Annotated in this window: 9 protein-coding genes and 1 pseudogene; all 10 read left to right on the forward strand. The window is 58.3% G+C overall.

The genetic code is table 11. The features are described from left to right. Positions 1–284 (forward strand): annotated as a pseudogene (locus ACZCED_RS23970) (magnesium chelatase); the annotation flags it as partial. After that, positions 281–2080: a VWA domain-containing protein gene (locus tag ACZCED_RS23975; protein ID WP_464861973.1), complete on the forward strand. Its 1800-nt coding sequence runs from the start codon at positions 281–283 to the stop codon at positions 2078–2080. The pseudogene ACZCED_RS23970 and the gene ACZCED_RS23975, both read left to right, overlap by 4 nt. Positions 2081–2116: 36 nt before the next feature. After that, positions 2117–3841 (forward strand): BatD family protein, encoded by a 1725-nt coding sequence (locus ACZCED_RS23980; protein WP_462967813.1) that lies wholly within the window; start codon positions 2117–2119, stop codon positions 3839–3841. Beyond that, positions 3838–4590, forward strand: a complete 753-nt coding sequence (locus ACZCED_RS23985) for a tetratricopeptide repeat protein (RefSeq protein ID WP_464861974.1) — start codon at positions 3838–3840, stop codon at positions 4588–4590. Before ACZCED_RS23980 ends, ACZCED_RS23985 begins: the two co-directional genes overlap by 4 nt. 164 nt (positions 4591–4754) lie before the next feature. After that, positions 4755–5645 (forward strand): metal ABC transporter solute-binding protein, Zn/Mn family, encoded by an 891-nt coding sequence (locus ACZCED_RS23990; protein ID WP_464861975.1) that lies wholly within the window; start codon positions 4755–4757, stop codon positions 5643–5645. Then, entirely contained in the window at positions 5632–6432 is an 801-nt protein-coding gene (locus tag ACZCED_RS23995; protein WP_462967816.1) for a metal ABC transporter ATP-binding protein, read from the forward strand. The genes ACZCED_RS23990 and ACZCED_RS23995 overlap by 14 nt, the downstream gene beginning before the upstream one ends. A gap of 3 nt (positions 6433–6435) precedes the next feature. Beyond that, entirely contained in the window at positions 6436–7305 is an 870-nt protein-coding gene (locus ACZCED_RS24000) for a metal ABC transporter permease (protein WP_462967817.1), read from the forward strand. 1 nt (position 7306) lies between these two features. Continuing rightward, positions 7307–7735, forward strand: coding sequence for a Fur family transcriptional regulator (locus tag ACZCED_RS24005; protein WP_464861976.1), 429 nt, complete (start codon positions 7307–7309; stop codon positions 7733–7735). Further along, positions 7736–8761: a permease gene (locus ACZCED_RS24010; protein WP_464861977.1), complete on the forward strand. Its 1026-nt coding sequence runs from the start codon at positions 7736–7738 to the stop codon at positions 8759–8761. After that, the gene (locus tag ACZCED_RS24015; protein WP_464861978.1) at positions 8758–9498 is read left to right on the forward strand and encodes a TIGR03943 family putative permease subunit; all 741 of its coding nucleotides are present in this window, start codon (positions 8758–8760) and stop codon (positions 9496–9498) included. Before ACZCED_RS24010 ends, ACZCED_RS24015 begins: the two co-directional genes overlap by 4 nt. The last annotated feature ends 474 nt before the right edge of the window (positions 9499–9972 follow it).

The following is a 9972-nucleotide window of genomic DNA, read 5'->3' on the forward strand; positions in this document are numbered from 1 at the left end:
AGGACCCCCTCTTCGGCGAACGCTATGTGTACCAGCAGGTAAATATCGACGAAGACACACTGCGGGCCATCGCCGACAAGACCGGGGGGCTTTATTTCCGGGCCGAGAACCTGGAGGGCCTGCAACGGATCTATGACACCATCGACGCCATGGAAACCACCGCGGTCAAGGTCGACATCTTCGCCGAATACCACGAGATCTACCCCTGGCTGTTGATTCCGGCACTGGTAATGCTGCCTCTTTACGTAATCTTGCGCAACACGAGGTACCTGGTCATCCCATGACGTTTTTCAGAACCGAAATGCTTTTCTTCATCTGGGCCGTGCCGGTGTTGTTCCTGGTGATCGTCTACGGGTCGCGCCGGCGGCGTGAGATCATGCACCGCTTCGCTTCAGCCCATGGCCTCGACGCGATCGCACCGGACTCGGTCGGCGGCCGGCGGTGGGTCAAGGCGTCCCTGCTCATGGCTGCGGTGCTCTTCAGCGCCGTAGCCCTGGCCGGGCCCAAATACGGCTACCGCTGGCAGGAGATCCGCCAGCAGGGGGTGGACATCATCATCGCCCTGGACTGCTCGCGATCCATGACCGCCACCGACATCCAACCGACCCGCCTGGAGCGTGCCAAACGGGAAGTGTTCGACCTGCTGGCCATGCTGCAAGGTGACCGCGTGGGGCTGGTGGCCTTTGCCGGCACGGCTTTTCTGCAATGTCCGTTAACCCTTGATTACGACGCCTTCAATCTTTTTTTGAATGCCCTGTCGCCCGATTATCTCCCGGTTGGCGGTACCGACATCACCGGGGCACTGGCCACGGCCATGGACAGCTTCGAGCCCAAAAGCGCTTCGGATAAAGCGGTGATCCTTATCACCGACGGTGAAAACACGGGCGACGGCGATCCGTTGAAGGCGGCCGAGACATTGAAAGAAAAGAAAATCAAGCTGTTCTGCATCGGTGTGGGGGGCATTGACGGGGTACCGATTCCCGAGCCTGCCGGCGGCTTTAAAAAAGATCACTCCGGACAGATTGTGCTTTCACGCCTGGATGAAAACACCCTCAAGAAAATGGCCGTCGTCACCGGCGGCACCTACGTGCGATCCGTAGCCGGCGACATGGATCTTGACGCCATCTACACCGATGAAATCCGCAGGACGATGGAAGCAAAGACCCTCTCCTCGGGACGCAAGCAGGTCTGGGAGGATCGTTTCCAGTGGCCCCTGGCCCTGGCGCTGCTCTGCCTCGCGGCGGAACTGATGCTCCCCGTCAGTCGTAAAGCCATGCTTGTCCCGCTGCTGGCGGCGCTGGTACTCGTTCCGCACCCATCGGCCGATGCCAACGACACCCACGACGGCATTGCCGCTTATGAAAAGGGAGATTTCGAAAAGGCGCTCAGGCACTTCACCGATGCCCAGCTGAACGCCCCGGACCAGCCTGAAGCGCTTTACAACGTGGCCGATGCCTACTATAAAACCGGCAACTTCGAAGCGGCAGCCGAACACTACAAAAAGGCGCTGGAAACCGACGACAGCGAGTTGAAACGCAACATCCTTTACAACCTCGGCAACACTGAATTCCGCAGGGGCCGGGCCAAGGAGGCGATCGGCCACTACGAGGCGGCGCTGGCCATCGACCCCGACGACCGCCAGACCCAAGAAAACCTGGCCTTCGTGAAAAAGGTCATGGAGCAGCAACAGCAGCAGTCGGAAGACGGCCAGAAGAATCAGGAAAAAAGCGATCAGGGCCAGGAGAACGAGTCCAAATCCAATGAAAACGGGAAGTCGCAATCACCCGAGGATCAAGAACAGCAGCAGGACAAGGCTCCAAGCGACCGGGCGGATGGCGAACAGGAGCAGCAGCGCCCCGAATTCGGCGAGGAAATGGACGGGCAGCAAAAACAACAGGCGGCCGGGGCCGATGCGCCCCCGAAGAATCAGCAGCCATCGGCCCCGCCCCGCCCGGCCGAGCCGGGCGAAACGGCGGCGGACCCCCTGCAGGCCGAGCGGATGCTGAACCGCCTTCAGGATCAACCGGGCCGGGCCCTCATGCCCGCCGCCGGCAAACGGACGGTGGAGAAAGACTGGTGATGTCGTCCAGATAACCAACTGCTTATACGCCTATCAGTGAAAAAAACGTTAACCATCACCGTAATCATCTTGCTGGCGACCGCGGCGTTTGCCGATGCCGCCAGCGTGCGTGCCGTGGTGGACCGCAACCAGGCCACCGTTGGGGAATCCATCGCCCTGCAGGTCATCATCGACGGCGGCGAGGGTGAGGTCGATCTTTCCGGTCTCGCCGATTTCAAAACCGTCTCCCGCGGAACCAGCAGCAGCTTCCAGATGATCAACGGCCGCACCTCCCGTCAGCTGATCCACAATTATGTCCTGATCCCCTTGGAAGCCGGGCCTGTGACCATCCCGGCCATCCCGGTGACCATCGCCGGTAAGATTCATTATACGACCCCCATCGGCATCACGGTTTCCAAAGAACCGCCGACCGACAGCGGCCAGCGCGATGTGTATGTGACCGCCGAAGTGTCCGAACCGGCACCGTGGGTCGGTCAGCAGATGGTCTATACCTTTCGGCTTTTCAACGCCGTCCAGGTGGCCGACGCCAAGTTCCAGGCCCCGGAATTCGACGGGTTCAATGCCGAGGAACTGGAGGATCGCAAATCCTATCGAACGGTGATCAACGGCCGGGAATTCATCGTGACCGAGGTCATATTCATCCTGGTTCCTGTGAAAACAGGCACCCTGGAGATCCAGCCGGCGGTCCTTCAGGTGGGGTTGCTGCAGCGCAACCGCCGGGCGCGGCCCTTCTCCGGTATGGATTCTTTTTTTGGGCGAAGCCAGATGACTACACGCATCCTGGAAACCGCCCCCATTGCGGTTCAGGTAAAAGCGTTGCCGCCCAGGCCGCCGGGGAGGTCGTTTTCCGGCCTGGTGGGCCGGTTCGAGATCGACGCCAGCCTGGACAGAACAGCCATACAGGTAGGCGATTCGACCACGATGGCCGTCACCATCAGCGGCACCGGCAACATCATGGACGCCACGGCACCGGCCATTCCCGCGCCACCGGAATTCAAGGCCTATGCCGACAATCCCGAAGCGCAGATCCAACCGGGCCCGCAAGGCTATTCGGGAAACAAAGTTTTCCGAACGGCCCTGGTCCCCGTCCAGCCGGGGCGATACCGCATCGATCCGCTCGTGTTGACCTATTTCGACGTGGCAGCCGGGGCGTACCGCGATATCTTCACCTCGGCTTTCGAAGTCACCGTCTCGCCCTCGGAAACGGCGGCAGCCGACGTCGAGGTGTTCCGGGGCACCCCCGTAACACCCCCTTCGCTCAAAAAACGGGTCGAGTTTACCGGCCGGGATATCCTCCCGCTGAAAGAGGGACTGGAGGTTTTAAAACCTCAGCGATCCCTGCCGCCCCTATGGTTTGGTCTTTTCATGGCGATCCCGGTGCTGGTGTTTCTGGCATTCAGAACCGTCTTGAAGGTGGTCCAAAAGGACGATTCACCGGGCCGGATCATGGCCGATCGAGCCAGACAGTCGCTTAAATCCGCCAGCGCCGACATCCCGGATGCCGAGTTTCTCTCGTCCCTTTACCGGGCGCTGGTATCGGCCATCCTCGGCCGGCAGGGCGTGATGGGCACCTCGCTCACCTGGTCGGAGGCCAGCGATCGACTGCTGCAAATCGGATGGAATGCGGACGACGCCAGCGCTACGGCGCGGCTCCTGGAAACGATCGAATCCTTCAACTACTCCGGCGGCAAACTGGACACGCCAAAACGGGCGGATCTGCTGGAACGGACCCGGCAGGCGGTAAGGAGGCTGACCCGATGAACGTGTGGCAGATCACGGCTGCAAGCCTTTTAGTGTTCCTGGCAAGCACCGCCTCCGTGCCGGCATCGCCGACGGTGCGCACCTTCATGGACGGTACACAAGCCTTCCACAAGGGGGATTGGCCGGCCGCCATCGCCGCCTTCGAAAGCCTCGCCGCCAGCGGGGTGGACAACGGCAAGCTCTTCTACAACCTGGGCAACGCCTATTTGAAAAACGACGACCTGGGCCGCGCCCTGCTGTGGTATGAACGGGCATTGAAACGCATCCCGGACGACCCGGATCTGCGTTTTAACTACGACTACGCCCTGACCATGACCAAGGATGAACGGGGAGAAAAGGAATCCCCCCTGCTGCGCATCCTCTTTTTCTGGAATTACCAGCTGAGTCCTTCAACGGTTCGCTGGCTGGCCGTCTTCCTCAACGCGGCCCTGTGGACGGCATTGTCCGTTTTGGTCGTCCGGAAAAAACGCCTCCTGCGCCCCTCCATCATTCTGACCGCCGCCGCCACGGTGATTTTCAGCGCCACGGCCGCCTACAACTATGTCGTAGCCATCCAGGTGCGCCATGCCGTTGTTCTGACCGAACAGGTACCCGTCCGCTCCGGTTTCACGGACACCGACACCCAGCTCTTCGTCTTGCACGCCGGAACCAAGGTCCGTGTCGCGCGTGAAACCGATACGCACCTGCTCATCCGCTACACTGAAGACAAGATCGGTTGGGTGAGGAAAACTGAAGCCGGGATTATCTGACCGCCGGCCACATACCATTTTAGAAATCGGGCATTCTCATACCCTTCAACGGGCCCTCGCCTTTATTTCCCTTCCAGCCTTGCCAAGCGCCACTCAATGCAATAGATTTGCATTGAGGTTATTGCGCAGTCAAACCCACATCGCCAGGCACACAGGGCAGCACCATGAACACCGTTAACGCATTGATTGCAATCATTTTATTGATACTGGGTGGTTTTGTTGGCCGCGCATGGACCGCGGAACGGGTTCCCGTGTTTGTCAGCATCGCCCCCCAAGCACACTTCGTGCAACAAATTGGCAAAGACCTGGTGAATGTGCAGGTGCTGGTGGAACCCGGCGCCGATCCGCACACCTATGAACCCAGACCGCAGCAAATGGTGGCCCTGTCCAAGGCGGTGCTCTATTTTGCCATCGGCATCGAGTTCGAGGCTGCCAAGCTGGCAAAAATATCGGCCGTAAACCCCCGCATGAAGGTGGTTCACACCGACCATGGTGTCTTGAAGCTGCCGATGGCAGGCCATAACGATCACGACACGAATGATGACGACAAAACCGATCACCGTCACGGCGGTCTCGATCCGCACATCTGGCTCTCCCCGCCCCTGGTGATGCTGCAGGCCCGGTCGATCCTTACGTCACTTCAGGCCGTCGACCCGGTTCATCGCTCCGCCTACGAAGCCAATTACCGGGCGTTCATCATGGAAATCGTCGATCTGGATGCCCAGTTGCGAGCGGCCTTCGATGGCCTGAAGGGATCATCGTTCATGGTGTTTCACCCTTCGTGGGGAACCTTCGCCCACACCTATGGGCTGAATCAGGTACCCATCGAGATCGAAGGCAAGAGCCCTAAACCCGCACAGCTCAAAGATCTGATCGAACGGGCGCGGTCGAACCGGATCCGGGTGGTTTTCGCCCAACCCCAGTTCTCGTCAAAAAGCGCCGAACAAATTTCCAGGGCGATCGGCGGACGGGTCGCCGTTGTCGACCCGCTGGCCAGTGACTGGGCAAACAATTTGCGCCAGGTGGCCGAGGAATTTAAATATGCATTCGAATGATCCCACAGGCAGTGATCTCATCATTCAGATCGCGGATCTCGACTTTGCCTACAACGGGCAGCGTGTGCTCAGCGACATCAACCTGGAGGTCCAAGAGGGCGACTTCATCGCCATGATCGGTCCCAACGGCGGCGGCAAAACCACCTTGCTCAGGCTCATGCTCGGACTGCTCAAACCGGAGCGGGGCCGAATCCGGGTCATGGGAAAACCGGCGCCACGAGTCTCCCATCACATCGGCTATGTGCCCCAGGACGTACACATCAACCGTCGCTTTCCCATTACGGCCTTGGACGTGGTGCTCATGGGCAAGCTGGCCCCCGGAAAAAGATGGTCGACCAACGCCCAGCAGGACCGCCGGGATGCCCTGGAGGCACTGGAACGAATCGATATGGCCGGCCTGGCCCACCGCCGTATCGGCGAGCTGTCCGGCGGCCAGCGCCAGCGGGTGTTCATCGCCCGGGCCCTGGTCACCCGGCCCCGGCTGCTGCTGCTGGACGAACCCACGGCGAGCATCGATTCCAAAGGGCAGACCGAATTTTTCAGACTGCTCAAACGGCTGAACAATGACATCACCATTATCGTGGTCAGCCACGACCTGCTGGTGATCTCGACGTACGTGAAGTCGGTGGCCTGCGTGAACGGCCGGCTGCACTACCACCGCCAGGCCGAGATCACCGGCGACATGCTCGAAACCATGTACCCATGCACCGTCGAGGAAGTCTGCCCCGTCGAACTGGTGACCCACGGTCACCTGCCCCACCGCGTCCTGCAGCACCACAAGGAGTGATCGATGATCGAGGCCCTGCAGTTCGAATTCATGCGCAACGCACTGGCCGCCGGTCTGCTGGCCAGCATCATCTGCGGCATCATGGGCACCCTGGTGGTGGTCAACCGAATCGTTTTTCTTTCCGGCGGCATCGCCCATGCCGCCTACGGGGGCATCGGCCTGGCGTTTTACTTCGGATGGCCCTACCTGGCGGGAACCCTGGGATTTTCACTGGGGGCGGCCATGATCATGGCCGCTGTCACCCTGAAGGCCCGACACCGGGCCGACACCATTATCGGCGTCATCTGGGCCCTGGGGATGGCCTGCGGCATCATCCTGATCGACCTGAGCCCCGGCTACAACGTGGATCTGATGAGCTACCTGTTCGGCAGCATCCTGACCGTGCCGGACGCCGACCTGTGGATCATGATGGCTATGGGTTTTTGCATCGTTGCCCTGGTAGCGGTCTACTACAAGGACCTGCTGGCCCTCTCCTACGACGAAGAGTTCGCCCGCATTCGCGGCGTGCCGGTGACCGCCCTTTACTTTCTGCTCATCGGCATGCTGGCGGTTACCGTGGTGATGGTTATCCAGGTGGTGGGACTGATCCTGGTGATCGCGCTGCTGACCATCCCCCCTTTCATTATGGAAAAGCACGCCCGGTCCCTGCTGCAGATGATGATCGGATCCAGTGTATTGGGTGTGGTGTTTACCGTTGCCGGGTTGTGGATTTCCTATGCGTTTGACCTCACCTCGGGAGCCTCCATCATCATGGTGGCCGGCCTCTTTTTTTTCCTGAACCTGCTGGTAGCGCGGTTGGTCCCCGCGCCGAAAAAGTTGCCTGCATCCCGAACGACCGAAGAAAATACCGCCGTGGGCCCGCAGAGGAGCTAGCATGTGCAATCGATGCAATTATGAGGACCTGCTGATCGCCGCTCGTCTGGATGCGACCGACAACCGGATTCGTGTGCTGGAAGTCATCGGCAACAACAGCTATCCGCTGTCCGCCGCCGATATTTACCAAACCCTGGAACGTAACGGCAGCATCAACCGGGTTACCGTCTACCGGATCCTGGACCTGCTGGTGGAACATGACCTGGTGGATCGTATCAGCACCGGTGGCCGGGCTTTTTACTATGGGATGGCCCCCAATGCCAACCACCATCCCCATCCCCATTTTTACTGCACGCGTTGCGGCCAGATGGACTGTCTGACACCGGACAGCCTGAATGTAGACAGCGAGGAGTTGTGGAGAACGTTTCCCGGCCGTATCGACAAGGTCGAAGTCCGGGTCGACGGCATTTGCAAAAACTGTATGAAATAAATGAATCCCCTCGTCTCCGCAGATGCGGCCAATGGTCACCATTTTCGACAAGACCACCCGGTTGCCCGGTTGTTCCTGTCCGCTCAGCTTGTATTTGTTGCCGCGCTCGTCTGCCTGATCTTATTTTTCCGCCACACCCCCTGGTTCGACACGCTTGGCGTCACCTTTGTTTCTATTTTTCTGGAAGCGCTGCCCTTCATGTTGCTGGGTGCATTTATCGGCGGGTTCATCGAGGTCTTCGTTTCGAAAACCATCATCTCACGCATCCTGCCGACCGGTATGCTGCCGGCCATTTTCCTGTCTGCCGGCCTCGGCATGGTGTTTCCGGTATGTGAATGCGCCATTGTTCCGGTGGTGCGCCGGCTATTCAGCAAGGGACTGCCATTGGGTGCCGGCATTGCTTTTCTGCTGGGCGGCCCCATCGTCAACCCCCTGGTGGCCCTTTCGACTGCAGTGGCCTATGGCAGCGACCTGCGCATGGCCTGGTTCCGGTTGGCCTCTGGATATCTTATCGCTGTGGCCATGGGCCTGTTGATCGACCGGTCCTTCTCACGGGAAACCGCCCTGACCGGCTTTCCGGTGGACGCGTCAGGAGAAACCGATTCATCATCACGGATACCGGAAAAAATTCTGCACGCACTCCGGCACGGGGCATCTGATTTTATCGATATCGGCCGGTTTTTGGTGTTCGGCGCTTTCGTGGCGGGTGTTCTGCAGACCCTAGTCGTCCGGGGAGAGTTAGCCGTCTTGTTCGGGTCGATTCCCCTTTCCATTCTGGCCATGATGATTCTGGCGCTCCTCTTGAGCCTGTGCAGTGAAGCCGATGCATTTGTCGCGGCATCCTTTCGCACCACACTGCCCCTTTCCGCCCAGATGGCCTTCATGGTTCTGGGACCGATGCTGGATCTGAAACTGATTGCCATGTATTTCAGGATGTTCAGAAAACGCCTGATTCTGGTCCTGTCTTTATCAACATTCGCCATCGTATTTGTGATCATGATGGCCGGCTCATGGATGGTCAGATGAGGCGAATCCTAAAAAAGCTGGTGCTGTCCGTCTGCCGCTACCTTGACGTTCTTCTATTTGTTGCATGGTTAGGCGCGCTGTGCGCATTGCTGCTGACGGGAACCGACACCGCGTTCCTTCACCCCCGGTTCCGGCTTTTTCTGGCGGCTGGTGCCGTGCTGCTGATGGCATTTATTCTTGTGGCCCTGATTGGCCCGAAACGGCATGATGCCGGCTGGCCATTGGCGATGACAGTGGTGCAAGCGCTCGTAATCCTGACGCCGTTGCTTTTCCTGACCACCATTGTCGATCAGGGTATGGGGTCGTACGCACTGATCAGAAAATATACGGGCATGGAGCAGAAAACCCTGACCCGTCTGCTGGAAAGCGGAAAAAGCATCGCCGATGATGCGAACCCAAGGCCAGCCATGACCCTGCTGGATATCGCCCGGAATATGAAGCGGATTAACGGGAGGCGGGTAATCACCGAGGGGTTGGTCTATCGCCCCGCTATCATGCCGGCAAACACCCTGACCCTTTTCCGGTTCGCTATCTTCTGCTGTGCGGCAGACGCCATGCCCGTGTGGGTGTTTGTGGAGAAACCGGGTGTGGAATTTTTTAATGACGAAAACTGGATTCGTGTGGACGGTACCGTTCAGATTGTCAATTTCAACGGCACCGATGTGCCGGTGATCAAAGCTGACACCATCGTGAAAAAACCAGCTCCGCCTCCGGGCGACCAGTATCTGTTTTTCTAACAACCCGTCAGAGCACCCGGCCTGACTCACTGGAGACTGACGCCCAGCCCTTTCAAAAGACAGAAACGACGTCTTATCTCAATCTCATCTCGAATCGCCACATTTCTGTGATAGATTCTTTTTCCCGATGTAATCTGCAGTGGATTGGAAATTCAACAGCCCGTATATGTAGTGGTGCGTTGGATTGGCAAACATTCTTAATATTTAGTGAAATTGGCAAGTAAACACAAGGTATTGTCAAACCATTTCTTTTGCGATAGCCAAATCTATTATTGATGGGATAAATGTTAAACCTCTGCGACAATACACACGATTGTTGGCGAGCATTAACCAACCCTTTCCTCAGCTTTTGTTTCATAATACATAAATTGCATAAATGCTTTTACGCGAGCAGTTTGGCGAAGGTCGGGATGGGTTAATATCCAAACATCATGGTGGCAGGACTTTGGCAGATCCATCACCTTACGCAAAGCA

The sequence above is a fragment of the Desulfosarcina sp. genome (assembly GCF_055467485.1).

Coding starts and splice junctions, on each gene's coding strand:
- ACZCED_RS24000 (WP_462967817.1), top strand. CDS start 6,436: ATGATCGAGGCCCTGCAGTTCGAATTCATGCGCAACGCACTGGCCGCC.
- ACZCED_RS24010 (WP_464861977.1), top strand. CDS start 7,736: ATGAATCCCCTCGTCTCCGCAGATGCGGCCAATGGTCACCATTTTCGA.
- ACZCED_RS23985 (WP_464861974.1), top strand. CDS start 3,838: ATGAACGTGTGGCAGATCACGGCTGCAAGCCTTTTAGTGTTCCTGGCA.
- ACZCED_RS24005 (WP_464861976.1), top strand. CDS start 7,307: ATGTGCAATCGATGCAATTATGAGGACCTGCTGATCGCCGCTCGTCTG.
- ACZCED_RS24015 (WP_464861978.1), top strand. CDS start 8,758: ATGAGGCGAATCCTAAAAAAGCTGGTGCTGTCCGTCTGCCGCTACCTT.
- ACZCED_RS23995 (WP_462967816.1), top strand. CDS start 5,632: ATGCATTCGAATGATCCCACAGGCAGTGATCTCATCATTCAGATCGCG.
- ACZCED_RS23990 (WP_464861975.1), top strand. CDS start 4,755: ATGAACACCGTTAACGCATTGATTGCAATCATTTTATTGATACTGGGT.
- ACZCED_RS23975 (WP_464861973.1), top strand. CDS start 281: ATGACGTTTTTCAGAACCGAAATGCTTTTCTTCATCTGGGCCGTGCCG.